Below are 25212 nucleotides of genomic sequence, written 5' to 3' on the forward strand. Positions count from 1 at the left end.
ACGGGCCAGTGTGCACCCGACCACTGACAGTGGGCCCCAGCAGCGGCGTCACCGCAGGTCGGACGGCACGTTGGACGCTCGAACCCAGTCGGCCGCCATGGCGGAGTACCGTCGCCCGACGGGGCTGGAGAACGCGCCGGCGGCCGGTCGCGCACGAGGAAATGGAACCGCACGGTACGGAACGATCGTTTATAACAGCGGGAGCGATCAGCGGTACCGAAGCGAGGGGAGTGCGCCGGTGACCAACGGTGCGGTACGGATCGACGGGGACAGTCTGCTGCTGCCGGGCGGGGTACGGGTGCGTTTCGTGCGTACGCTGCGCCTGCCCGAGAAGGGAACGCACTCCCTCCCGCCGGGCCTGGGCCACTTCCCGCTGCGCAGGGTCGAGGACTACGCCGCCACGGTGCCGCGGGAGTGGCTGGCCAGAGGCGGCGTGATGCTGCCCGTGTACCTGCGCGAGGCGATGTGGCTGAGCTTCGCCGGCACCGTCGAGCCGGGCGCCCTCCAGGTGGCGGTGGGAAAGGTGTGCGCGGTCTCGGGCAAGCCGTGGAACAGCCGGTTGTCGCGGGGGCCGCAGAACTACCTCGTGCTGCCGCGCCAGCCCTGGCTCGACGGAATCAACTCCGGTACGGGCACGGTGCGGCAGTTCGTCGCGGTGCCGCTCGGACTGGGCGCGACGGTGGAGGGCCAGGTCACGGGCGAGGAGAAGTGGGGCGGACTGCAACTCCAGTCGTGGCCGCTCGCGGAGGGGCCCCTGGCCGCGTGGCGGGAGGAGCAGCGGCGGGCGGCGGAGCGCAGGGCCGCGATGCCGCCGCAGGCGGTGTACGGCGCGCCCGCTCCGGGGGCCCCGATGCCACCCCCGGCCATGATGTCCGCGCCCACCGGCGGCTATGGCGCCGCACCCGCGCCGCGGGCCGCGGCGGCGATGGGGCTGGGCGTGGGCGGTTCCATGCGCCAGGAGGTCTACAAGGACGACCGGCCCGCATCCGACTGGGCCGCCGAGCCGGCGGGCCGGGTCTTCGTCCACCTGGTCACCCCGCCGGAGTGGCGGCGGATCACGGGGGAGGAGCCGCCGCCGTCGCCCGTCGACCGGGCGGCGTACACCCGGGCGGGGCTCCCGTGGTTCGACTACTACGACGCCGACGGCGAGGACCTGGCGCCGACGGACGCGCTGGGCGGCGTGAAGCCGGTGGGTGAGTGGCTGGGCGACGACCACACACCGTGGCAACAGCCGTCCCCCCACCAGATTCACCCACTCGGCGACGCACCGGGCAAGCCGGTGACGGACGGCGACTGGTAGCGCGGCGAAGCGGCCGCGCCGGCGCGGGCGGCCGAGAGCGGGGAGTCCGCCGACGGTTCGGAGTGCCGCTGTCCCGTACTCCGAGCCCTCGGCCCCCCCCGGACCGAGGAACGGCAGAGCCCGTCGAGGCGGCGGCGGGGAGCGCTGCGGTCCGTACTCCGAACCGGCAGCCCGCACCGACATCGGATGCCGCGCGTAACGGGTCGGGCGACGGGTCGGGCGGGGGCGCTGCCTGCGCCACGCCACCGCCCGGCCGTTCACGGCGCCGCCGACCCCCGCGCCGGCGTGTACGCCCGCGGGGTCGCCGGCGGCCCGCCCACGACGCCGCGCCCCCCACCCGCCACCGAGGCGTACCCGGGCCCGCGCCCCCCGCGCCCGTCGTGCCCCCCGAGCCGTACCCGGGGGATCATGGAGGCCGGCCCCGCAGCGGCCATCGGCTCGGTCGCCGTGGGCGCGCGCGTTTGAGGAGAGTGAACATGCCCGACATCCGCCTGCACACGCCGGACGATCCCGCGGCCCTCGTGGAGGTCGCCCCGGGCCCGGCCGGCGACGCGGAGGCGGGGCAGGTCCACATCGGCGTACGGTCCGGTCAGGGCGTACAGGCCGGTCAGGACGTACGGGCCGGCCAGTACGTCCCCCTCGTCGCAGCGCCCGCGCAGGCGCGGGAACTGGCCGCCGCCCTGCTGCGGGCCGCCGACGACGCCGAGGCGCGGCTCAAGGACACCTTCCCCACCGTCAAGGCGGGCGAGCTGCGGCGCGGAGACGTGCGGACGGGGGAGCGCGTGATCACCGTGGAACGCGTCAGGGCCGACGGCGACACCGTCCACGTCACCTGGGCGTCGGACGGCGGACGCCAGTGGACCCAGAGCTACGCGGCGGACACCGACATCGCCCTGCGGCGACGCGCGTAACCCGCACCGCCGAAAATCCCACTCCCGCAGGGGAGTTGACCTGTCATGCGCACCTGCCTATGTTCACGTTCGGGATTGTGGTCAACGCCCGATATTTCGAACGAGCAACACCAGGAGCCCGTATGCGCAGTAACAGAAGGGGCGGACGCCGGCTCGTCGTCGCGTCCGCGGTCCTCACCGGCCTGACGGCCGCGCTCGTCGTCGCACCCACCGAGAAGCCGGCCGCCGCAGCGGTGGAGGCCGCCGTCGGAAGAAAGGCCGCCGAAGCTGAGCCCGTCGACTACTCGATCAGCGTCGACCCGACCCGCACGGGCCCGGCGATCGACGACTCGATGTACGGCGTGTTCTACGAGGACATCAACCACGCGGCGGACGGCGGGCTGTACGCCGAGCTCGTGCAGAATCGTTCCTTCGAGTACGACCCCGCCGACAACCGCGCGTACACCCCGCTCACCTCCTGGCAGGAGACCGCGAGCGGCGGAGCGGCCGGCACGGCTCGCGTCGTGGACGACGGCGAGCGCATGAACCCGCGCAACCGCCGCTATCTGCGGCTCGACCTGTCCGGAAACGGCGGTGGCGGCGCGGCGTTCGGCGTCGCGAACACGGGCTACAACGAGGGGATCGCCGTCCGCGCCGGCAAGAAGTACGACTTCTCGGTCTGGGCCCGCACCGACCGACCCGGCAGCGGCACGCCGCTCGGCGTGGAACTGCGCGCCGGGGACGGCGGCGCCACCCCGCTGGCGAAGCCCCTGCGCATCACCGCACGCGGCGACCGCTGGACGAAGTACACCGGAACGCTCACCGCCCGCACCAGCAGCGGCGCGGGGCGGCTCGCCGTCACCGCCGCCGGCGGCGGCACCGTACGGCTCGACATGGTCTCGCTCTTCCCCCGCGACACCTACAAGGGCCGGCCCAACGGGCTGCGCAAGGACCTCGCCGAGAAGATCGCCGCCCTGGAACCCGGATTCCTGCGTTTCCCGGGCGGCTGCCTGGTGAACACCGGCAGCCACGAGGCGTACGAGGCGCCGGACTTCGAGCGCAGGCGCTCCTACCAGTGGAAGGACACCGTCGGCCCGGTCGAGGAGCGGCCGGTGAACGCCAACTTCTGGGGCTACAACCAGACGTACGGCCTCGGCTACTACGAGTACTTCCAGTACGCCGAGGACATCGGCGCGATGGCCCTGCCCGTGGTCCCCGCCCTCGTCACCGGCTGCGGTCAGAACAGGGCGACCGACGACCCGGCACTGCTCCGCCGCCACATCCGGGACACACTCGACCTCATCGAGTTCGCCAACGGTCCTGTGACCTCCCCGTGGGGCAGGAAGCGCGCGCAGATGGGCCACCCCAAGCCCTTCGGCCTCACCCACCTGGAGGTCGGCAACGAGGAGAACCTCCCCGACGAGTTCTTCGCGCGCTTCACCGCGTTCCGCGAGGCCATCGAGGCCGAGCACCCCGGCATCACCGTCATCAGCAACTCCGGCCCCGACGACAGCGGGACCGTCTTCGACCGCGCCTGGCAGCTGAACCGCGACGCCGGCGTAGCCATGGTCGACGAGCACTACTACAACAGCCCGCAGTGGTTCCTGGAGAACAACGAGCGGTACGACGCCTACGACCGCGAGGGCCCCAAGGTCTTCCTCGGCGAGTACGCGTCGCTCGACAACCGCTTCTCCAACGCCCTGGCCGAAGCCGCCTTCATGACCGGCCTCGAACGCAACGCGGACGTCGTCGAGCTCGCCTCGTACGCCCCGCTCCTCGCCGACACCAACGACACGCAGTGGCGGCCGAACATGATCTGGTTCGACAACACCGCCTCCTGGGGCAGCGCCAGCTACGAGACGCAGAAGCTGTTCATGAACAACGTGGGCGACCAGGTGGTACCGAGCAGGGCGTCCGGCTCCCCCGCCGCGACCGGCCCCATCACCGGAGCCGTGGGCCTGTCCACCTGGGCCACGGCGGCGGCGTACGACGACGTGAGCGTCACGTCGGCGGCCGGGGCCGGACTCTTCGCCGACGACTTCTCCGGCGACGACAGCCGCTGGACCAGGGCTGCCGGCACCGGCTCGTGGTCCGTGCGGGACGGGGCGTACGTCCAGTCCGACGTGTCGGCCGAGAACACCCTCGTCACGGCGGGCGACCCGGCGTGGCACGACTACGACCTGAAGCTCAGGGCCACCAAGCAGTCCGGCAAGGAGGGCTTCCTGATCGCCTTCGGGGTCAAGGACACCGGCAACTACTACTGGTGGAACCTCGGAGGTTGGAACAACACCCGTTCCGTCGTCGAGAAGGCCGTGGGCGGCGCCAAGCAGACCCTCGTGGAGCGCGGTACGACGATCGAGACCGGCCGCGCGTACGACGTCAGGGTCCAGGTACGCGGCCGGCAGGTCACCCTCTTCCTGGACGGCCGGGAGTGGGGGAGCTTCACCGACGACAAGGCGGCCGAACCGTTCCGCCAGGTCGTCACCCGCGACAAGGCCACCGGCGAGCTCGTCGTCAAGGTCGTCAACGCCCAGGACGCGCCCGCCCGTACCAAGATCGACCTCGGCCGGGAGACCACCGTCGTGTCGCCCAGGGCGCGTCTGACCACGCTCCAGGGGGCGCCCGACGCCGTCAACACACCGACCGACCGGCCGATCAAACCGGAGCGCTCCACCCTCGACGGGGTGGACAACACCTTCACGCACACCTTCCCCGCCCACTCGGTCACCTTCATGCGCATCAGGACCGACTGAGACCCCGCGCACGCCAAGGCCCCCTGCCGCCGGCAGGGGGCTTCGGCGCGCGGATCAGCGTGCCGAGAAGGCGTGCACCGTGGTGGAGCGGTACGTCGTTCCCGGGCGCAGCACCGTCGACGGGAACGACGGCTGGTTGGGCGAGTCCGGGAAGTGCTGCGACTCCAGGCACAGCCCGTCGCCCTGCCGGTACAGCCGTCCCGACGTTCCCGCGAGTGTGCCGTCGAGGAAGTTGCCGCTGTAGAACTGCATGCCCGGCTCGGTCGTGTGCATCCTCATCACCCGCCCGGATTCCGGATCGCCGAGGGTCAGCGCGTATCCGGGCTTGGCGGTGCTGCCCTTGTCCAGCACCCAGTTGTGGTCGAGCCCTTGTCCGTACAGCACCTGCTGGTGCGGTACCCGGGCCCGCTCGCCGATCGTCCTCGCCCGCCGGAAGTCGAACGGCGTTCCCGCGACGCGCGCCAGCTCGCCGGTGGGGATGAGCGTCGAGTCGACGGGTGTGTAGCGGGAGGCGGCCAGCTCCAGCGTGTGACCGTCGACGGAGCCGCTCCCCTCGCCCGCGAGGTTGAAGTACGTGTGACTGGTGAGGTTGACGACCGTCGCCCGGTCCGTGGTGGCCTCGTAGTCGATCCGCCAGGCCCCGCGCGCGGTCAGCGTGTACGTGACCTTCACCTTCAGCGTGCCGGGGTAGCCCATCTCGCCGTCCGGACTGGTCCGCCTCAGCACGAGCCCGTGGTCGGCCCCCCTGCTGAAGGGCTCCACGTCCCAGATCTGCTTGTCGAAGCCCTTGTCGCCGCCGTGCAGGCTGTTCGGGCCGTCGTTCAGGGGAAGCTGGTACGTGCGCCCGTCGAGCGTGAAGCGGCCCTTGGCGATGCGGTTGCCGTAGCGCCCGATCAGGGCTCCGAAGTACGGCGACCCGGCGACGTAGTCGTCGAGGTTGTCGAAGCCCAGCGAGATGTTCGCCGCCGCTCCGCGCCGGTCCGGGACCTCCAGCGACTGGACGATCCCGCCGTACGAGAGAACCTTCAGCCGGGTCCCGCCGTTGGCGACGGTCCAGCGGTACACCTTCGTGCCGTCGGCCAGCCGGCCGAAGAGTTCCCGTGCGGCGGGCTGTGCCGATGGGGCCGCGTACGCCGTGCCCGTCGCGGCCAGGCCCGCGGCGGCTGCCGCTCCCGCCGCCGCTCCTGCCAGTACCGTGCGTCTGCTCGTGCTCATCGTGGTGTTCCCTTCGGGGAGTTATGAACCGACCTTGCGCTTGTTCCACACGTCGAACCCGACCGCCGCCAGCAGCACCAGACCCTTGATGACCTGCTGGTAGTCCGTACCGATGCCGACCAGCGACATGCCGTTGTTCAGCACGCCCAGCACCAGCCCGCCGATGATCGCGCCGAAGACCGTGCCGACGCCGCCGCTCATCGACGCGCCGCCGATGAACGCCGCGGCGATCGCCTCCAGTTCGAAGTTGACGCCGGCCTGCGGTACGCCCGCGTTCAGCCGGGCCGCGTACACGACCCCGGCCAGGGCCGCGAGCACGCCCATGTTCACGAAGACCAGGAAGGTGACGCGCTTGTCCTTGACGCCCGACAGCTTCGCCGCCGCCTGGTTGCCGCCCAGCGCGTACACGTGCCGTCCGACGACCGCGTTGCGCATCACGAACCCGAATCCGATCAGCAGCACCGCGAGCAGCAGCAGCACCACGGGTACGCCCCGGTAGCTGGCCAGCGTCAGGGTGAAGGCCAGGACGGCCGCCGCCATGGCCGCGCACTTGGCGAGGAACAGCGACCGCGGCAGCACGTCCAGCTCGTAGTTCAGCTGCCTGCGCCGGTCGCGGACCTCCTGCGCCAGCGCGAAGACGAGCAGCACGAGCCCCAGCAGCAGGGTGAGGTTGTGGTAGTTGGTGTCCGGGCCGAGGGACGGGAGGTAGCCCGTGGAGATCTTCTGGAAGCCCTCGGGGAACGGGCCGATGGAGCGCGAGCCGAGGAAGATCTGCGTACCGCCCCTGAAGAGCAGCATGCCGGCCAGTGTGACGATGAACGACGGGATGCCGACGTACGCGATCCAGAAGCCCTGCCAGGCGCCGGCGACGGCTCCGATGACCAGCGCGATCACGGTCGCGAGCACCCAGGGCACGTCGTGCTCGACCATCATCACCGCGCACGCGGCGGAGACGAACGCGGCTAGCGAGCCGACCGACAGGTCGATGTGGCCCGAGATGATGACGATCATCATGCCGATGCCCAGGACCAGGATGTAGCTGTTCTGGAGGACCAGGTTGGTGACGTTGTTCGGCTGGAGGAGTACGCCGTCGGTCCAGATCGCGAAGAGTACGACGATCAGCGCCAGAGCGATGAGCATGCCGTACTGGCGCATGTTGCGGCGCATGGTTTCCAGCAGCAGCGTGCTGACCGCGGAACCGCGCGGTCCGGGCGGAGCGGTCTGCCGCCCCGGCTTCTCGGTGGTGACCGGGCTGCCCATCGCTCTTACCTCTTGTCCATGGTCATGTGACGCATCAGTACTTCCTGGGTCGCGTCCGCGCGCTCGATCTCGCCGGTCAGCCGGCCGGCGGACATCGTGTAGACGCGGTCGCACATGCCGAGCAGTTCGGGGAGTTCGGAGGAGATGAACACGACGGCCTTGCCTTCGGCGGCCAGGCGGTCGATCACGCTGTAGATCTCGAACTTCGCACCGACGTCGATGCCCCGGGTCGGCTCGTCGAGGATCAGCACCTCCGGCCCCGCGAAGATCCACTTGCTGAGGACGACCTTCTGCTGGTTGCCGCCGGAGAGCCGGCCCACCTGCTCGAAGACGGTCGGCGCCTTGATGTTCATGCTGCGGCGGTACGACTCCGCGACGCGCGTCTCCTCGTGCTCGTCGACGACGCCGCGCCGGGCCACCTTGGGCAGGGCGCTCAGGGTGATGTTGCGGCCGATGGTGTCGATGAGGTTGAGCCCGTAGTGCTTGCGGTCCTCGGTGACGTACGCGATGCCGTGGCCGATCGCCTCCGGGACGGTCCTGGTGCGGATCTCCGCGCCGTCCTTCAGGACGGTGCCGCTGATGTTCCTGCCGTACGACCGTCCGAACACGCTCATCGCGAGTTCGGTGCGCCCTGCCCCCATCAGTCCGGCGATGCCGACGATCTCGCCCCGGCGCACGCTAAGGGAGACGCCGTCGACGACCTTGCGCTGCTGGTCGATGGGGTGGTGCACGGTCCAGTCGCGGACTTCGAGGGCGGGGTGGGCGCCCGGATCCCCCTCGTACGGGGTCCGCTCGGGAAAGCGGTGGTCGAGGTCGCGGCCGACCATGCCGCGGATGATCCGCTCCTCGGTGGTCTCCGGAGCCCTGACGTCCAGCGTCTCGATGGTCCGGCCGTCGCGGAGGATGGTGACCGAGTCGGCCACCTCGGCGATCTCGTTGAGCTTGTGCGAGATGATGATCGAGGTGATGCCCTGTTCCTTCAGCTCCTTGATCAGTCGCAGGAGCTGCGCCGAGTCCGCGTCGTTGAGCGCGGCCGTCGGCTCGTCGAGGATCAGCAGCTTCACCTCCTTGGCCAGCGCCTTCGCGATCTCGACGAGCTGCTGCTTGCCCACCCCGATGTCCGCGACGCGGGTCTGCGGATGCTCGCGCAGGCCCACCCGCCGCAGCAGCGCCGCGGCGTGCTTCAGCGTCTCGTTCCAGCTGATGACCCCCCGGCGGGCGTGCTCGTTGCCGAGGAAGATGTTCTCGGCGAGGGAGAGGTACGGCACCAGGGCGAGCTCCTGATGGATGATCACGATGCCGTGCGCCTCGCTGGCCCGGATGTCCTTGAACGCGCAGTGCTCGCCGTCGAAGAGGATGTCCCCCTCGTAACTGCCGTGCGGATGCACGCCGCTGAGGACCTTCATCAGCGTCGACTTCCCGGCGCCGTTCTCCCCGCAGACCGCGTGCACCTCGCCGCGCGCCACCGTCAGCGTCACGTCGGACAGCGCCTTGACGCCGGGGAACGTCTTGACGATCGAGCGCATCTCCAGGACGGGCGGCGCCGGTGCCGGCCCCGCCGTCACAGGTCGCTCGCCTTGATGTAACCGGAGTCGACGAGAACGGACCGGTAGTTGGTCTTGTCGACGCTCACCGGGTCGAGCAGGAAGGCGGGCACGACCTTCGTCTCGTTGTCGTACGTCTTGGTGTCGTTGACCTCGGGCTTCTTGTCGTTCAGTACGGCGTCGGCCATCTGCACGGCCTGCTTGGCCAGCGCCCGGGTGTCCTTGTAGACGGTCTGCGTCTGCTGCCCGGCGATGATCGACTTCACCGAGGCCACCTCGGCGTCCTGCCCGGTGACGACGGGGTACGGCTTGGCCGCCGTCCCGTAACCGTCCGACTTCAGCGCGGACAGGATGCCGATGGAGATGCCGTCGTACGGGGAGAGGACGGCGTCCACGTCCTGCGATCCGTACGCCTTGGTGAGCAGGTCGTCCATGCGCTTCTGCGCGGTCCCGCCGTCCCAGCGCAGGGTCGTGACCTGGTCGAGCTTGGTCTGGCCGCTCCGCACGACGATCTTCTTGCTGTCGATGTACGGCTTGAGGGTCTTCCACGCGCCCTGGAAGAAGTAGCGGGTGTTGTTGTCGTCGGGCGAGCCGGCGAACAGCTCGACGTTGAACGGCCCCTTCTTGCCGCCGTCCTCGAGCCCCAGCTTGTCGATGATGTACGTCGCCTGGAGGACTCCGACCTTCTCGTTGTCGAAGGAGGCGTAGTAGTCGACGTTCGGGGTGCCGAGGACCAGGCGGTCGTAACTGATGACCTTGACGCCCTGGTCGGCGGCCTGACGCAGGACGTCGCCCAGCGCGCGGCCGTCGATGGCCGCGACCACCAGCACGTCCACGCCCTTGGTGATCATGTTCTCGATCTGTGAGACCTGCTGGTCGACGTCGTCCTCGCCGTACTGGAGGTCCGTCTTGTAGCCGAGCTTCTTGAACTGCTCGACCATGTTGTTGCCGTCGGCGATCCACCGTTCCGAGGACTTCGTCGGCATCGCTATGCCGATCGTGCCGCCCCCGCCGGACTTCTTCTCCTTGCTGCCGCCCTCGGCGTTCTGTCCGCAGGCGGCGAGGGAGAGGGCGAGTGCGGTGGCGGTGAGGGCGGTAGCGGCCCGGGATGTGCGTCGCATCATGACGGATCAGTCCTTCGCGGGGGTGGTGGCGGTGGCGGCGGTCGTGGTGGCGGGGAAGCGGTGGAGGGGGCCGGGCAGCCGGGAGCCGAGCGGCGACATCCCGCCGTCGGCGCCGTGGCGGGCCAGGAGGTCGAGTACGAGACGGCCGCGGCGGACGCGCTCCCGGGCGCCGGCCAGGGCGGTGTCGCGCAGCTGCGCGCCGTACGGGTAGATGCCGGGCGACTTGGACAGGCCGAACTTGAGGTAGAGGGGCGCGCCGCGGCGGATCAGCTCGGCCGTCTCGTACATGCGGACGTAGCCGCCGAGGTCGTCGGGCGCCTCCACGTAGAGGTCCATGGGCGCGCGGCTGGCCCGGCGGATCTCGGTGAAGTGGGCGAGGGCGAGGTCGGAGGGGATGTTGACGGAGTCCGCGCCGAGCCGTTCGTAGACGGCGTACGAGGCGGGGTTGACCGGGCCGATCAGCGCGGACACCTTGAGAGTGGTGTCGGCGGGCAGCAGCCCGTCCGCGCGCATCCGGTGCAGCGTCCACAGCACGCCCTCGTCGGCGACGAGCAGGCACTTCACGCCGAGCGCGGTGGCCCGCAGGGCGTCCTCGACGCACCCGGCGAGCGCGTCGTGGCCACGGGCACGCAGCCCGGCGCCGCCCGAGTCGGTGCGGGTGGCGGCGCCGATGTCCCAGGTGCCCCGCGGCCCGGTGAACAGGCAGAGCTCGATGTCGCGTTCGGCGCAGGACTCCACCATCTCGGTGATGTCGCCGTCGGTGAGCATCCAGACGCCGCTGCCCTGGCTGATCCGGTGGACCGGTACGTCGAGCCGCGCGCTCTCCTCGAGGACGACGGCGAGAGCCTCGGGGCCCTCAACGGACGGGATCTCCGTACGCCAGGTGCCCCCGTCCGGGAAGGCGTGCGGGGAGGTGTCGGCGGGGTTGTCGTCCGGGGCGGCGTGCCCCAGGCGGGCCAGGGCTTCGGCGCCGGGGCGGCGGGGGGTCGACGGGGACGGGGCTGTCACGGGACTCCTTGGTGGCGGTTCGGTATGTCGGACGAGGTTCGGGTGCGTGGGTACGGCGATGCGCGTCCGCTGTGCGGGGCCGGTGCGCTCCCCGTGGGGGAGGCCGGGTTCCGTGTGTCCGGCCGGAACGCGGGACGGGGCAGGAGCGCGCCGTCCTACGGGCGGAGCAGCACCTTCCCGGTCTTCGGGTCGCCGCCGCCGACCAGGGCGACCGCGTCCGTGAACCTCTCCAGGGGGAACTCGTGCGTGATCAGCGGCGCGGGGTCGATCAGACCGGCGCCGAAGGCCCGTACGGCGAACGACCAGGCGGAGGACGGCGCGCCGAAGACGGACCGCACGGTGAGCTGGCTGAGCGACAGGTGCACCGGGTCGATGCCCGCCGCCCCCGGCGCGAACATGCCGGTGAGGACGACCCGGCCGCCCCGCCGGGCCAGCAGGCACGACGACGCCGCGGTGGACGGCGCTCCGGCGGTCTCGATCACCAGGTCGTACCGTCCGGCCCGTTCGGCGGCCTCCTGCGGCGACAGGGCGTCGCTCGCCCCGAACTCCAGGGCCCGTACGCCCCGTTCCTCGCGGGGGTCGACCACGGCCAGCTCGCCGGGGCTCCCGGCGGCCAGCAGCTGGACCGCCAGCAGTCCGAGCGTGCCCGCCCCCACGACCGCCACCCGCTCGCCCGCCTCGGCGCGCCCCGCCCGTACGGCGGCGGCCACCACCGCGGCGGGCTCCAGCAGCGCGGCGGCCCGCAGGTCCGCGTCGTCGGCGAGCGGATGCAGCAGCCGGGCCGGCACGACGACATGGTCCGCGAACGCGCCGGGCCGGGTGAAGCCCGTCTCGTCGTACCCGGCCGTGCACAGTGACGTCTCGCCGCTGCGGCACCGCGCGCACGTGCCGCACGTACGGAACCCCTCGGCCACCGTCCGGCGCCCCACGAGCCCGCCGTCGACTCCCGGACCCGCCGCCTCCACCGTTCCGGACCACTCGTGCCCGGGAACCACCGGATAGCGCACGTACGCCGCGTCGCGACGGCCGTCGTACACCTCCCGGTCGCTCATGCAGATCCCGGCGGCGGCGACCCGCACCAGGACCTCGCCGGGTCCCGGCTCGGGCGGCGGCCCGGTCACCAGCCGGTGCTCCCCGGGCCGCTCGACCACGAGCGAACGGCTGCTCACTTCGGCCGCCTCCGCTCCCAGCCCTCGGCCCACAGGTCGAACCGCGCCTGCTGCTGCGGGAACTCGGCGGCCGCCGCCACGTCGAACTCCACCCCGAGGCCGGGGGCCTCGGACACCGCGAAGTACCCGTCGACGACCTCGGGCGCTCCGCGCACGACCTTCTTGATCTCCGCGTCCGCGAAGTCGTTGAAGTGCTCCAGGATCTTGAAGTTGGGCGTGCAGGCGGCCAGTTGGAGGCTCGCGGCGGTCAGCACGGAACCGCCCACGTTGTGCGGCGCCACCTGCACGTAGTGCGTCTCGGCCGTCGCGGCGAGCTTCCGGGCCTCCAGGATGCCGCCGATGTGGCCGACGTCCGGCTGGATGATGTCGGCCGCCTGCGACTCGAACAGCTCGCGGAACTCGATCCGGTCGTGGATGCGCTCCCCGGTGGCCACCGGCATGTCCACCTTGGCCGCGACCTTCTCCAGCGCCTTGAGGTTCTCCGGCGGAACCGGCTCTTCCAGCCAGGCCGGCCGGAAGGGGGCCAGTTCGTGGGCGAGGCGGACCGCCGTCGCGGGGGAGAAGCGCCCGTGCATCTCCAGCATGAGCTCGGCCTCGGGGCCGATGGCGTCCCGTACGGCTTCGATGAGCGAGACCGCGTAGAGCGTTCCCGCGTGGTCGAGTTCGTAGTGGCCGGTGCCGAACGGGTCGATCTTCAGTGCGCGGTAGCCCCGGTCGACGACCGCCCGCGCGGCCTTGTGGTACGCCTCGGGGGTGCGCTCCGTGGTGTACCACCCGTTGGCGTACGCCTTGACCTTGTCGGTGACCTTGCCGCCCAGCAGCTGCCAGACCGGGACGCCGAGCGCCTTGCCCTTGATGTCCCAGCAGGCCATCTCCACCACGGCGATGCCCGACATGACGATCTCGCCGGCCCGCCCGTAGTCGCCGTACTTCATGCGGCGGACGAGGTCCTCCACGGCGAAGGGGTCGGACCCCGCGATGTGGTTGGCCTCGGCCTCCCGGAGATAGCCGACCAGCGCGTCGGTGTGGCCGAGCATCCTGGTCTCGCCGACGCCCGTGAGGCCTTCGTCCGTGTGGACGACGACATAGGTGAGATTGCGCCAGGGTGTCCCGACGACATGCGTGCTGATTCCCGTAATACGCAAGGCAGTTGCCCCTCGGATCTGTTCGAGATTTCGTCACACGTTCGAAATGCTGGCGTGACCGTAATCAGCACCTCAAGGGGGTGTCAATGGCTTGCGCAGGGTCAGGTGCTGCCCATTGCCGGGCGAACGGGCGTGTGGTTAGCCTGTGTTCGTCATACCGGCCAATGGTCGGGGTTTCGAACGGAAGGGGTGGGTGGCCGATCATGGGACGACTGGTCCCGGCGGTGACGAGGTCGCTGGACATACTGGAGCTGTTCCTGGAGGGGGACGGCACCCTGTCCGCGCCGGACGTCACGCGCAAACTCCAACTGCCCCGCACCACCGTGCACGAGCTGCTCACCACGCTCGCCGCGCGCTCCTACGTGGTGCCCGTCCCCGACCAGCCCGGGCGCTACCGGCTCGGGGTGCGCACGTACCAGCTCGGCAGCCGGTACGCCGAACAGCTCGACCTCGCGGCGGAGGGGCAGCAGGTGGCCCGCGAAGTGGCCGAGACCTGCGACGAGACCGTGCACGTCGCCATCCTGGAGGACGCCGACGTCATCTACATCGCGAAGGTGGACTCCACGCACGCCGTGCGGATGGTCTCGGCCGCCGGCCGCAGGCTGCCCGCGCACTGCACCTCCGTCGGCAAGATGCTGCTCGCCTCGCTGCCGGAGGCGGAACTCGAAGCGCGGGTCGAAGGCCGGTCCTTCGCCGCCATGACGCCCAACAGCATCACCGATCCGGGCGCTCTGCGCTCCGCCCTCGCCGAGATCAGGGAACGCGGCCTCGCGTTCGAGCACCGGGAGTCGAACCCGGACGTGAGCTGTGTGGCCGCGCCGGTGCGCGACAGCGCGGGGCGGGTGGTCGCCGCGCTGTCCATCTCCGTGCCCATGATCCGGTGGAGCGAGGCGCGGGAGGCCGAGCTGGCCGAACTCGCCGCCAAGGGCGCGGCCGACCTGTCGGTCCGCCTGGGGCACCGGGTCCGGCCGTGACGCGGCAGGCCGTACGGGTCGCGGTGCGGGAACGGGCGGCCCTCGGTGAAGGGCCCACCTGGGACGCGGCGGCGGGCCGGCTGATATGGGTGGACATCCTGTCCTCGCGCGTCCACACCTACGACCCGGTGAGCGGCCGCCGTACGGTCATGGCCACCGAGCAGCACGTCGGCGCGGCCAAGCCGCGCGCGGGTGGCGGCCTGGTCGTCAACCTCCGCGACGGAACGGGCCTGTACGGGCCGGACCTGTCCTTCTCGTGGCTGGTGCGCGACCCCGCGCCGGGCCGCCGCGGCAACGACGCGGCCGTCGCCCCCGACGGGGCGCTGTGGGCGGGCACCATGCGGTACGACGAGGCGCCGGGCGGCGGCGGCCTGACCCGGATAGCGCCGGACGGCACGGTGGCGCGGGCCGCGACCGCGGCGGTCAGCAACGGCACGGGCTGGAGTCCCGACGGGCGCCTCATGTACTACGCCGACTCGCCCACCCGCCGCATAGACGTCTTCGACATGGCCGGCGAGCGCGCGGTGAACCGGCGCGCCTGGGTGACGGTCGAGGAGGGAGCGGGTTACCCGGACGGCCTGACCGTCGACGCCCAAGGCTGCGTCTGGGTGGCGCTGTGGGACGGGGCGGCGATCCGCCGCTACACGCCGGACGGGCGGCTCGACCGGGTCTTTCCGCTGCCCGTGCGCCGGCCGACGGCCTGCGCTTTCGGCGGGGCGGGCCTGAGTGACCTGTACGTCACCACGGCAGCCGTCGGCCTGGCCCGCCCCCACCCGCTCTCCGGCTCCCTGCTGGTTCTGCCGAGCGCGGGCCGGGGTCTGCCCGGCACGGCCTTCGGAGGATGAGCCGGAGGGCGACGGGAGTGCGACCGGACTCGTTGTACGAAGGGCTTCGTAATTGGATGGCCGTCGTAGTACGGTGGGTCTCGTAGTACGGCGACTCTCGTAGTACGGCGCGCTTCGTATGACGAAGTGCGGCGTACCCAGCGTACGAGCCGTCGGCCCAGCCGTACCCCGCTGAAACGGAGTCCTTCGTGAGTGCCCTCTTCGAGCCGATGACCCTGCGTTCGCTGACGGTTCCCAACCGCCTCTGGATGGCCCCCATGTGCCAGTACAGTGCGGACGCCTTCGGACCGGACGCCGGAGTCGCGGGCGACTGGCACTTCGCCCACTACGGAGCCCGCGCCGCCGGCGGCACCGGTCTGATCCTCGTGGAGGCCACGGCGGTGAGCCCCGAAGGCCGCATCAGCCCCGCCGACCTCGGTATCTGGAACGACCGCCAGGCCGCGGCGCTCCGCCGCATCACGTCCTTCCTGGAGCAGCAGGGCACGGTCCCGGGCATCCAGCTGGCGCACGCCGGCCGCAAGGCGTCCACGGACCGCCCCTGGCGCGGCGGGGCGCCCCTGATCGACGACCCCGAGGCATGGCAGCCCGTCGCGCCGAGCCCCTTGGCGTACAGCGAGACCCATGCGGTGCCCACCGAGCTCACGACCGACCGGATCGAGGAGCTCGTCGGCCTGTTCGCCGACGCGGCGCGGCGGGCCCTCGCGGCCGGCTTCAAGGTGGCCGAGATCCACGGCGCCCACGGCTACCTGATCGGCGAGTTCCTCTCCCCGCACAGCAACCGCCGCACCGACCGCTACGGCGGTTCCTTCGAGAACCGCACGCGCTTCGCCCTGGAGGTCGTGGACGCCGTGCGGGCCGTGTGGCCCGACGAACTGCCGCTGTTCTTCCGCATCTCGGCCACCGACTGGCTGACCGAGAACCCCGAGGACGAGCGGACCGGCTGGACCGGCGACGACACCGTCCGCTTCGCCCGGGAACTGCGGGCGCACGGCGTCGACCTGCTCGACGTCTCCTCCGGCGGACTCGCGCCCGCCGCGCGGATCCCCGTCGGTCCCGGCTACCAGGTGCCCTTCGCCGAGCGGGTCCGCGCCGAGACCGGTATGCCCGTCGCCGCGGTCGGCCTGATCACCGACCCCGTGCAGGCCGACAAGATCCTCGCCGACGGCCGGGCGGACGCCGTACTGCTCGGCCGGGAGCTGCTGCGCGACCCCTCGTTCGCCCTGCACGCCGCACGTGCGCTGGGCGGCGAGGTGCACGTGCCCGACCAGTACGGCTGGGCGGTCTGAGCGCGGTGCGACGCGGACGGTGCGTGCGTCCCGCCGCACCGTCCCGGCCGTTCCCGGGAACGTCGATACGCGTTCCCCGGCATGTGTCGACGCCGTTCCCGGGAACGCCGGGAAGCGCTCCCCGGCACGTCCAGAAGACGCCCCCGTAACTACGAAGGGCGTCGTACGATAGGTGCCCCGGACGAACTGGAGACGTCGTGACCACCGCCACGAGCACGCGTGAACTCGCGCACCCCACGCGCGACGAGATCCGTCTCGAAGGGGTCCTGCACGCGCTCTCCGACCCGATGCGTCTGCTCATCGTGCGCGAGATGGCGGTGGCCGAGACCGACCTGGCCTGCTCGTACTTCACCCTCCCCGTCACGAAGTCGACGACCACCCACCACTTCCGGGTCCTGCGGGAGAGCGGCGTCATCCGTCAGGCGTACCGGGGCACCGCCAAGCTCAACGGACTGCGCCGCGAAGACCTGGACGCGCTCTTCCCCGGCCTCATCGAGCGGGTCCTGGAGGCGGCCGCCCTGGAGGCGGACCGGCTCGGCACCGACGGCTGACGGCGCCGCGGGCGCGGAGAGCGGCTCGGGCGTGGCGCGGCGGCACGCCGGTTCCGCTCCACCGCCGCCGCCCGGCGCTCTCCGCCCGGCTGTCAGCCGCCGCCGTGCGCGGCGGCCAGCAGGCCCGCCCAGTCGTGGAGCTTCACCGACCGCCGGCCCAACGAGACGCCCAGCGCCGCCTCCGCCGCCTCGATCGCCCGCCAGTCGTCCCACACCACCGGCCGGACGCCCGACTCCCGCAGCGCGGCCAGCGGGTCGTCCGCGACCGGGCGCCCGGCGAGCGCCCCCGCGTCCGCCAGGAGTGAGGCCACCGTCTCCTTGGCGCACGGCCGGTTCGTGCCGATGACGCCGGTCGGGCCCCTCTTGATCCAGCCCGCCACGTACTCGCCCGGCGACGCCGCACCGTCCCGCAGGACGCGTCCCGCGGCGTGCGGCACCGTGCCGTTCCCGGGATCGAACGGCAGCCCGGGAAGCGGCGCTCCCCGGTAGCCCACCGACCGCAGCACGAGCTGCGCCTCGATGTCCTCGTACGTTCCGGTGCCCCGAACGCCGCCGCTTCCGTCGGGCACCGTGCGCTCGAAGCGCACGCCCGCCGTCCGCCCGTTCTCCTCCAGTACCTCCACCGGCCGCAGGAAGAACCGCAGCCGGATGCGGCGCGCCCGCTGCTCGCCGTCACCGGCGGCCCATGCCCTCAGCACCTCCACATTGCGCCGGTTCACGGCCGGCAGGCCGGCCGCGGCGGCCGTCGCGGGATCGGCGTACGCCGGGTCCAGGGCGAGCTCGTGCGGCCGTACGACGACTCCGGCGTCCGGCAGCGTGCCCAGCTCCCGCAGCTCCTTGGTGGTGAACTTCGCCTGCGAAGGCCCGCGCCGCCCCACCATGTGCACGTCGCGCACCCGGCTGTTCGCCAGCGCGTCGAGCGCCGGCTGCGGCACGTCGGTGGCCAGCAGCTCGTGCGCGCTCCGCGCCAGGATCCTGGCCACGTCCACCGCCACGTTCCCCACCCCGACGACGACGGCCGAACGCGCGCCCAGCACGAAGCCGTTCGCGGACGCGTCCGGGTGCGCGCTGTACCAGGAGACGAAGTCGGTGGCGGACCAGCTGCCCGGCAGGTCCTCCCCGGGGATGCCGAGCCTGCGGTCGGTCGCCGCCCCCACGCAGTACACCACCGCGTGGTAGAGCTCCCGCAGCCGTGCGCAGGTGAGGCCCGCCGCGCCCACCTCGGCATGGCCGACGAAGGTGATCCGCTCGTTCTCCAGAACGGTGCGCAGGCTTCCCTGGAGCGACTTGATCTTCTCGTGGTCCGGTGCGACGCCGTAGCGCACCAGTCCGTACGGACACGGCAGCCGGTCCAGGACGTGCACGTGCACGTCGGGCACGGCGTCCTGCTGTACGAGGGCCTGAGCGGCGTAGACCCCGCTGGGGCCCGAGCCGATGACTGCGACGCGAAGCACGGGGGCTCCTTCCCGCAAGGGTCTCCAGCATGGCACCGATCGGCGGGCCGGGGGAGATGCTCTGAGGGAGTGCCTTGCAGCGTCCCGCGTGCGCGCCGTGGCGGGCCCCGCGCGGGGTGGGGTTATCTTCTCACCGTGCTGGAAAGTACCTTTTTTGACGTTAACAACCATTATGAACCGAATGCGGTCGCGCCGGAACGGCCCGCCTGGTTCAACGTCCGCCTCACCTTCGCCGACGGTGCCCGGATCGACGTGCTCGCCGAGATGTCCGAGCGGCGGATCACGGTCGAGGAGGTGCGCGCGGACCTGCCGCTGGACGGCTTCACGGCGTCCGCCGAATGGGTCGAGGGGCCGCTGGGCGGTGGCCGCCGCGTGGTCGACGAGGCTCCCCGGCCGGCCGCGGAGGCGGTGCCCGAGCCCAGGCAGCCGCCCGCCGGCCGGGCCCGCCCGGCCTGGCCCGGCGGCCGGGCCGGCCGCCGCATCGCCGCCGAGGCGTACCGGGCGGCGCAGCAGGCCGGGCAGGATCCGGTGCTCGCCGTGATGTGCGCGACGGGGCGCAGCCGGCGCAGATCGCTGCGGCTCATCGCGGGCGCGCGCGAGGAGGGCAGCCTGCCCCCGCGCCGCCACCGCCGTTAGGGGCCGCGGAGCCGGCTACCGCATGTCGCGCATCCGGCCGATCTCGGAGGTCTGCTGCGCGATCACGTCGGTCGCCATCTCCTCGACCTGGACGTTGTTCCCCTGGGTGAGGACCTCGGTCGCCATCGCGACCGCCCCCTCGTGGTGAACGATCATCAGCTTCAGGAAGAGCCGGTCGAACTCCTCGCCCTCGGCGGCGCGCAACTTCGCGAGCTGGTCGTCCGTGGCCATGCCGGGCATCGACCCGTGGTCGTGCCCGCCCTTGTGCTTCTCACCGCCGTTGTTGGCGAGCCAGCCCCGCATGGCGTCGATCTCCGGGCGCTGGGCGGCGGTGATCCGTTCGGCGAGGCGCTCGACCGGCGCCGACCGGGCCCGCTTCGGGGCGAGTTCCGTCATTTCCAGCGCCTGCGCGTGGTGCTCGATCATCATGCGCGCGTAGCGGAAGTCGGCCCCGTTGGGGGAGCCGTCGGGCAGCGCTTTCGCCGCCTCCTGCGCGGACATCGTTCTGGCGGGCTCACCGGGCCTGCCTGGAGCGACGACCGAAGGGCCGCCGTCCGCCCTGCTCCTGGGCGCGTCCCCGGCGCCGTCCGAGTCGCACGCGCCGAGGCCCAGGACGGCGACCGCCGCCCACACGGCGGGGGCGGCCGCGCGGACGATCCCGGGTCTGCGGACGCGTGTGGTCTGGCGGTGGATCAGCACGGCGACCTCCTGGGGCACACGGGGTGATTGATGTCCGTTCTTAGCACGCTTCCGAACACCGGTGATCAGAAACTTTCATTACGTTGTCGTTGCCATCTGTTGAGATGTGCATGCAAACGACGATACTGCCGGGGTGTATCAACCGTTCAACTGCGAACGGATACAAGGGAGGACGCAGTGACCTCGTTGCACATCACCCGCGTGCGGCGCAGACGCCTGGGCGTGGCGACAGCCGCGGCAGGGCTCATCGCCACGCTGCTGACGGCCGGCCCCGCGGCCGCGATCCCCGACCCGGGGGACGCGCCCGCGAACAAGAAGAGCCTGACGACCTCACAGCAGGCCGAAGCCAGGGCCGCCATCGAGAGCGGCGAGATACCCGGCGTGGACGAGATCGTCCACAGCGAGAACATCGAGCACCTGGTGAACGTCCCCAAGGACGCCATCAAGGGCACCAACTCGGACCTGGCGTTCCAGGGCAAGTACGCCTTCTCCGGAAACTACGACGGCTTCCGCATCTTCGACATCAGCAACCCGAAGGCCCCCAAGACGGTCTCCCAGGTGCTGTGCCCGGGTGCGCAGAACGACATCTCCGTCTCCGGGGACCTGCTCTTCCTCTCCACGGACTCCTCGCGCAACGACAACTCCTGCGCGAGCACCTCGCAGCCGGCGACGGAGAAGTCCTCCTGGGAGGGCATGAAGATCTTCGACATCAGCGACAAGAGCAACCCGCAGTACGTCGCCGCCGTCGAGACCGCCTGCGGCTCGCACACGCACACCCTGGTGCCCGAGCGCCGCAACGTGTACGTGTACGTCTCGTCGTACTCGCCCAGCGACACGTTCCCGGACTGCAAGCCGCCGCACGACGGCATCTCCATCATCAAGGTGCCGCGCGGCGCTCCGGAGAAGTCGGCGATCGTCGACTTCCCGGTGCTCTTCCCGGACGGCGGCAACCCGGGTGCGCCCACCAACCCGGGCGTCTCGAAGACCACCGGCTGCCACGACATCACCGTGCTCCCCTCGGAGGACCTGGCCGCCGGCGCCTGCATGGGCGACGGCATCATCTTCGACATCGAGGACCCGGAGAAGCCGCGGGTCATCGACCGCGTCCAGGACAACGTCAACTTCGCGTTCTGGCACTCGGCGACGTTCAACCAGAAGGCGAACAAGGTCGTCTTCACCGACGAGCTCGGCGGCGGCGTCGGCGCGACCTGCAACGAGGCCACCGGCCCCACGCGCGGCGCGGACGGCATCTACGACATCACCGGCAAGGGCGACCAGCGCAAGCTGGTCTTCCGGAGCTACTTCAAGATCGACCGCCACCAGGCGGCCACCGAGAACTGCGTCGCCCACAACGGCTCGCTGATCCCGGTCAAGGGCAAGGACATCATGGTCCAGGCCTGGTACCAGGGCGGCGTCTCCGTCTGGGACTTCACCGACTCGGCCGAGCCGAAGGAGATCGCCTTCTTCGAGCGCGGCCCGGTCAGCGCCACCTCCTCGGTCACCGCCGGTTCCTGGTCGGCGTACTACTACAACGGCTACATCTACTCGAACGACATGGCGAAGGGCTTCGACGTACTGAAGCTCAACGACAAGCGCACCGACGGCGCCAGGAAGGTCCGGCTGCACGAGCTCAACGTGCAGACGCAGCCCGACTACCGCCGCTGACCCGCGGTCAGCGTCAGCGTGCCGCCCGGCGGTTCTCCGCCCGGCGGCACGCCGAGCTCCCAGTCCAGCCCGTACCGCTGGAACAGCTCGGCGCGCAGGCTGGGCAGCGGCATCGGCGCTCCCGGCAGCAGCAGGGCGAACACCGCGCCCATCAGCAGGGCGCGCAGCAGCGGGTAGTCGGCGTCCACGTCCGCCGAACCGTGGCGGACCACCACGCCCCGCAACAGCTGGGCCAGCCGCTGCTGTTCCGGACACTGCACGAAGCCCTCGGCCTGGAGGATGCCCGCCATGTGCGTGCGCATGAGCACCGGGTGGTCGCGGGCGAGACCCAGTACGGCGTCGATCGCGCGGGCCAGCAGTTCGCCGCCGTCCTCGGTGCGCGGCTCGCGCTCCAGGGCCGCTCCGAGCGTCCGGTGCATCAGGCGGTGGACGGCGGACTGGAGCAACTGCCTCTTGCCGGGGAAGTAGTACGACACCAGTCCGCGTGCCGATCCGGCCCGGTCCGCGATGTCGCCGAGCGTCGTCGCCTCGTAGCCCCGCTCCCCGACGAGCTCCACGGTCGCCTGAAGCAGCCGCTCCCGGGAACGGCGACGCAATTCCTCGTTGACCGATGCGCTGCGCGGGGACATGCTGTAACTCCTGCGTTGACTGGCCCGGAGCCAATATACTCAGTGGTCCCACGACAGGCGCCTCGCCGGGCCTGGTCAGTGGGCTGACCGTCTGTATCCGGCGGCGCGGGGGACCGCCGGATGCAGACGCCTTCGCGTGCCGGCAGCCGTACGCGGCCACCTGGCCGGCGCGCGGCGCGGCCCGGCAGCGCCCCCGGGGTCAGGCCGACGGCTCCTCCCGGGAGGCGGTCACGCGGCCGTGGGCCACCACCGACAGCGCCACCACGGCCGCACCCAGCAGCCAGCCGCCCAGCACGTCGGTCACCCAGTGCACCCCCAGGTACGCCCGGGTGAGACCGACGCCGATCCAGGACACCGTCCCCACCACCAGGACGGCGGTCCGCAACCGGGTGCCGGCGCCCAGCACCCCCAGCAGCCACACCAGCAGCCCGCAGGTGACCATCGCCGTCATCGCGTGGCCGGACGGCCAGGCCGAGAAGTGGGCCGAGTCGACCGGATCCGGCCACACCGGCCGCTCCCGGCCGACCGCCGCCTTCAGGGCCTGTTGCAGGATCGCGCCGACCACACTGGTGACGGCGATCCACAGCGCCAGCAGCCGTTCCCCGCGCCGGAACAGCCACACGCAGACGACGGCGACCAGGGCGCGCATCGTCCACGGGTCCCACACCCAGTCGGACAGGATCCGGTTGGTGCGGGTGACGGCGGGATGGTCGACCGCCGAGTCGTGCAGCGCGTCCCCGACGGCGCGGTCCATCGAAACGAGTGGTCGCCACTCCACGGCGACGAGCAGCAGCAGGGCCGCGGAGAGCGCGGTGAGCACGACGGCGGCGACCACGGCCGTGGAACGGGCGGGACGGGACGGAGGGGCGAGCTGGGAGGAGCGCATGGGAAGATCCTCGCCCACCGCCGTCGCCGGAAACCAGTTCGTACGTCGTCGAGCGGCGCCGTGCGCCCGGCCGGGCGGCTACCCGAGCGCGCTGAGCCCCGGACCGAACGCCACAAGCAGCGGTACGGCCGGCACCAGCGAGGCGGCGGCGGTCAGGCGCAGCCGGCGCCCTGCGGTGAGGCGGGGCGCCGCCGCCAGCAGCCGGTCGACGCGCCGCGGCAGCTCGGCGTGCGGAGTCGGGCACGGGCCGAACACGCCACGGTCCTCGTTCAGTTCGACCAGCGCGAGCGCGATCGTGAGCCGCCCGAAGCGCCGCGAGGCCACGTCGTCGGCGGCCAGCTCCACCAGCCGGTGCATCTCGTCCCGGAACGCCGCGAACACCGGGACCTGCGGGAAGCCGATCGCGAGAGCAGACGCGCAGTGCAGCAGCCAGTCGTGCCGGGCCCGCACATGGCCCTGCTCGTGCGCCAGTACGGCGTCGAGCTGGTGCCCCTTCAAGCGCCGCAACGCGGCCGTCGTGACGACCAGTCGGGGCGTGGCGCCGGGCAGCCACCACGCGTCCAGGCGCTCGCCCTCGAGTACGACGAGCCGGTCGCCGCCGGCTTCCTCGCCGGGCAGCAGTGGGGCGCGCACCAGCATTTCCGCGCGCCGCTGTGCGCGCCGTACGCTCGCCCGGCGGATCTCCCGGGTCAGCATCGCGGCGGTCCACGCCGCGCCGCAGGCCAGCAGTACCGCGATGACCGCCGACCAGGGCCCGTACGCGGCAAGGGCGTACGCCTCCACCACCCCGTGCGGGGCCGGTGCGAAGATCTGGCCCCGTACGGCCTGCCAGGCGGCGGCCGCGCTGAAGGTCATCGACAGGCCGAAGCACAGCAGCACACCGGCCACGACGCACTGCCACACCCACAGGGCCACCACGGGTTCGCGCTCCCGCCAGTCGGCGCGCGACATCAGCCGCGGGGCCGCGACGGCGGCGACGACACCGAGCAGCAGAAGTGCGAAGGCAACCGTCATGGCCGCCAGCCTATGAGCGCGGCCCTACTCCCGGGTATGGTCCCGGACCGCAAGTGACGCAGCACACGCTCGCGCGCGCGTCCCTCAGAGCGTGACCAGCATGGCGATCATGCCCAGCCCCATGGAGAGGCGGCAGGCCAGCGCGAGTTCCGGCCGCGCACCCCAGGCGACCGCCCCGCCGGGTCCCGCCCGCCCCGCCTCGACCGGCAGCAGCCGCACCCCCGAGCGCAGCACGTACGCGACGTAGTACAGCAGCAGCGCGCCGGTCAGCAGCGGGACGCCGCCCGCCGCGTACCCGGCCGCGTGCGCCCGGTGCCCGGCGCCGCCCCCGGGCGCCATCACCAGGGCCATGTAGACCATCGCGAGCGACCCGACCACGTGGTGCGCGTGCACGGCGCCCGTCCGCGCCTGCCACAGCCCCCGCAGGGCGGCCCCGCCGAACACGGCGGCGTACAGCGCCCAGCCCCACGCGGGAGGCGCGAGCACGGCGGCCGGCACCGCCATCGCGGCCATGCCGAACCCCATCAGCGCCTCACCGGCGGCCTCCTCGCGGTGCTGCGCCCCGCCGCTGCGCAGACGCAGCAGGCAGTACGCGCCGGTCGCGGCGCACAGGGCCACCAGCAGCCACCCGGACATCGTCTGTCCGTGCACGGCGTACCTCCCCCATCGACGGTGTCCGTCCCGTCGATTCCCACGCGCGCACCCCTGTACGCGAGCGCACTGGGGTGCGGGGGGCGCGCGCCGGGGTCAGGGGCGGTAGCGCAGGGGGTGGTCCGCGGGCACCTCGACGACCGCGATGCGCACGCCGTCCGGGTCGCTGATCCACATCTCGATCAGCCCCCAGGGCTCCTTCACCGGCGGGCGCAGCACGTCCACGCCGCGCGCCGACAGCTCCTCGTACGCCGCCGCCACGTCCGCGACCTGGAGCCACAGCTGGAGACCGGGGGCGGGCGGTGTGTCGGAGCGGCCGGAGACCTCCAGGAAGCCGCCGCCGAGGAAGTACACCGTGCCGCGCTCCGGGCCCGTGCCGAACTCGCGGTACACCGCGAGGCCCAGCGCCTCTCCGTAGAACGCGCGGGAGCGTTCCGGATCCGTGGGCCGCAACAGCGTTCTGCCGCTCAGTACATGCACCATGCACCCGGACATTAGCGCGGGTTAGGCTCGG

At 71.9% G+C, this 25212-nt stretch carries 23 protein-coding genes; 9 read left to right on the forward strand and 14 right to left on the reverse strand.

Annotated elements, in window-relative coordinates:
* The first annotated feature begins 238 nt into the window (after nt 1-238).
* The 3 genes from ACWGH0_RS18115 to ACWGH0_RS18125 all read left to right on the forward strand — a co-directional run bounded on the left by ACWGH0_RS18115 (nt 239) and on the right by ACWGH0_RS18125 (nt 4943).
* Complete coding sequence (locus ACWGH0_RS18115) at nt 239-1300, forward strand: hypothetical protein (RefSeq protein ID WP_453405145.1); 1062 nt, start codon at nt 239-241, stop codon at nt 1298-1300.
* Between the two features lie 476 nt (nt 1301-1776).
* Nucleotides 1777-2211: a hypothetical protein gene (locus ACWGH0_RS18120; RefSeq protein ID WP_453405146.1), complete on the forward strand. Its 435-nt coding sequence runs from the start codon at nt 1777-1779 to the stop codon at nt 2209-2211.
* 122 nt (nt 2212-2333) lie between these two features.
* Entirely contained in the window at nt 2334-4943 is a 2610-nt protein-coding gene (locus ACWGH0_RS18125; protein WP_453405147.1) for an alpha-L-arabinofuranosidase C-terminal domain-containing protein, read from the forward strand.
* A 54-nt stretch (nt 4944-4997) separates the two neighbouring features.
* Here the strand turns inward: ACWGH0_RS18125 and ACWGH0_RS18130 are convergent, their stop codons facing one another.
* The 7 genes from ACWGH0_RS18130 to ACWGH0_RS18160 form a co-directional block, all read right to left on the reverse strand.
* Nucleotides 4998-6158, reverse strand: coding sequence for an aldose epimerase family protein (locus ACWGH0_RS18130; protein ID WP_453405148.1), 1161 nt, complete (start codon nt 6156-6158; stop codon nt 4998-5000).
* A gap of 21 nt (nt 6159-6179) precedes the next feature.
* Nucleotides 6180-7418 carry a multiple monosaccharide ABC transporter permease gene (gene mmsB, locus ACWGH0_RS18135; protein WP_453405149.1) on the reverse strand — a complete coding sequence of 413 codons (1239 nt, stop codon included), beginning with the start codon at nt 7416-7418 and terminating at the stop codon, nt 6180-6182.
* A 5-nt stretch (nt 7419-7423) separates the two neighbouring features.
* Nucleotides 7424-8944: a multiple monosaccharide ABC transporter ATP-binding protein gene (gene mmsA, locus ACWGH0_RS18140; RefSeq protein WP_453405196.1), complete on the reverse strand. Its 1521-nt coding sequence runs from the start codon at nt 8942-8944 to the stop codon at nt 7424-7426.
* A gap of 35 nt (nt 8945-8979) precedes the next feature.
* Nucleotides 8980-10086 (reverse strand): multiple monosaccharide ABC transporter substrate-binding protein, encoded by a 1107-nt coding sequence (gene chvE / locus ACWGH0_RS18145; protein ID WP_453405150.1) that lies wholly within the window; start codon nt 10084-10086, stop codon nt 8980-8982.
* 6 nt (nt 10087-10092) lie between these two features.
* Nucleotides 10093-11094, reverse strand: coding sequence for a hypothetical protein (locus ACWGH0_RS18150; protein WP_453405151.1), 1002 nt, complete (start codon nt 11092-11094; stop codon nt 10093-10095).
* 155 nt (nt 11095-11249) lie between these two features.
* Nucleotides 11250-12263, reverse strand: coding sequence for a zinc-dependent alcohol dehydrogenase (locus ACWGH0_RS18155; protein ID WP_453405152.1), 1014 nt, complete (start codon nt 12261-12263; stop codon nt 11250-11252).
* Entirely contained in the window at nt 12260-13408 is a 1149-nt protein-coding gene (locus ACWGH0_RS18160; RefSeq protein WP_453405153.1) for a mandelate racemase/muconate lactonizing enzyme family protein, read from the reverse strand. Before ACWGH0_RS18160 ends, ACWGH0_RS18155 begins: the two co-directional genes overlap by 4 nt.
* 203 nt (nt 13409-13611) lie before the next feature.
* On the opposite strand from ACWGH0_RS18160, the gene ACWGH0_RS18165 reads away from it, so the two are divergent.
* The 4 genes from ACWGH0_RS18165 to ACWGH0_RS18180 all read left to right on the forward strand — a co-directional run bounded on the left by ACWGH0_RS18165 (nt 13612) and on the right by ACWGH0_RS18180 (nt 17064).
* Nucleotides 13612-14382 carry an IclR family transcriptional regulator gene (locus ACWGH0_RS18165; RefSeq protein WP_453405154.1) on the forward strand — a complete coding sequence of 257 codons (771 nt, stop codon included), beginning with the start codon at nt 13612-13614 and terminating at the stop codon, nt 14380-14382.
* Nucleotides 14379-15227, forward strand: a complete 849-nt coding sequence (locus tag ACWGH0_RS18170; protein WP_453405155.1) for an SMP-30/gluconolactonase/LRE family protein — start codon at nt 14379-14381, stop codon at nt 15225-15227. The genes ACWGH0_RS18165 and ACWGH0_RS18170 overlap by 4 nt, the downstream gene beginning before the upstream one ends.
* Before the next feature lie 188 nt (nt 15228-15415).
* Nucleotides 15416-16513 carry an NADH:flavin oxidoreductase/NADH oxidase gene (locus tag ACWGH0_RS18175; protein WP_453405156.1) on the forward strand — a complete coding sequence of 366 codons (1098 nt, stop codon included), beginning with the start codon at nt 15416-15418 and terminating at the stop codon, nt 16511-16513.
* Nucleotides 16514-16710: 197 nt separating this feature from the next.
* Nucleotides 16711-17064, forward strand: a complete 354-nt coding sequence (locus ACWGH0_RS18180) for an ArsR/SmtB family transcription factor (protein WP_453405157.1) — start codon at nt 16711-16713, stop codon at nt 17062-17064.
* Nucleotides 17065-17156: 92 nt separating this feature from the next.
* Here the strand turns inward: ACWGH0_RS18180 and ACWGH0_RS18185 are convergent, their stop codons facing one another.
* On the reverse strand, nt 17157-18518 hold the full coding sequence (locus tag ACWGH0_RS18185) for an FAD-dependent oxidoreductase (RefSeq protein ID WP_453405158.1): 1362 nt from the start codon (nt 18516-18518) through the stop codon (nt 17157-17159).
* A 135-nt stretch (nt 18519-18653) separates the two neighbouring features.
* Here ACWGH0_RS18185 and ACWGH0_RS18190 point away from each other — a divergent pair, with 135 nt between their 5' ends.
* A complete protein-coding gene (locus ACWGH0_RS18190; protein ID WP_453405159.1) occupies nt 18654-19154 on the forward strand; it encodes a DUF6214 family protein in 501 nt (166 codons plus the stop codon).
* Nucleotides 19155-19169: 15 nt separating this feature from the next.
* On the opposite strand, the gene ACWGH0_RS18195 is transcribed toward ACWGH0_RS18190, so the two are convergent.
* Nucleotides 19170-19853 (reverse strand): DUF305 domain-containing protein, encoded by a 684-nt coding sequence (locus tag ACWGH0_RS18195; protein ID WP_453405160.1) that lies wholly within the window; start codon nt 19851-19853, stop codon nt 19170-19172.
* 177 nt (nt 19854-20030) lie between these two features.
* Between ACWGH0_RS18195 and ACWGH0_RS18200 the strand changes: the two genes are divergently transcribed.
* A complete protein-coding gene (locus tag ACWGH0_RS18200; protein WP_453405161.1) occupies nt 20031-21518 on the forward strand; it encodes an LVIVD repeat-containing protein in 1488 nt (495 codons plus the stop codon).
* Here the strand turns inward: ACWGH0_RS18200 and ACWGH0_RS18205 are convergent.
* The 5 genes from ACWGH0_RS18205 to ACWGH0_RS18225 all read right to left on the reverse strand — a co-directional run bounded on the left by ACWGH0_RS18205 (nt 21506) and on the right by ACWGH0_RS18225 (nt 25181).
* Complete coding sequence (locus ACWGH0_RS18205) at nt 21506-22147, reverse strand: TetR/AcrR family transcriptional regulator (RefSeq protein WP_453405162.1); 642 nt, start codon at nt 22145-22147, stop codon at nt 21506-21508. The genes ACWGH0_RS18200 and ACWGH0_RS18205 overlap by 13 nt on opposite strands.
* A gap of 199 nt (nt 22148-22346) precedes the next feature.
* A complete protein-coding gene (locus ACWGH0_RS18210) occupies nt 22347-23033 on the reverse strand; it encodes a phosphatase PAP2 family protein (protein ID WP_453405163.1) in 687 nt (228 codons plus the stop codon).
* A 78-nt stretch (nt 23034-23111) separates the two neighbouring features.
* Nucleotides 23112-24047, reverse strand: coding sequence for a M56 family metallopeptidase (locus ACWGH0_RS18215; protein ID WP_453405164.1), 936 nt, complete (start codon nt 24045-24047; stop codon nt 23112-23114).
* An 84-nt stretch (nt 24048-24131) separates the two neighbouring features.
* Nucleotides 24132-24698 carry a DUF5134 domain-containing protein gene (locus ACWGH0_RS18220; protein ID WP_453405165.1) on the reverse strand — a complete coding sequence of 189 codons (567 nt, stop codon included), beginning with the start codon at nt 24696-24698 and terminating at the stop codon, nt 24132-24134.
* Between the two features lie 96 nt (nt 24699-24794).
* Nucleotides 24795-25181 carry a VOC family protein gene (locus ACWGH0_RS18225; protein ID WP_453405166.1) on the reverse strand — a complete coding sequence of 129 codons (387 nt, stop codon included), beginning with the start codon at nt 25179-25181 and terminating at the stop codon, nt 24795-24797.
* Nucleotides 25182-25212 lie beyond the last annotated feature (31 nt).

Source organism: Streptomyces sp. NPDC054887 (genome assembly GCF_053610585.1).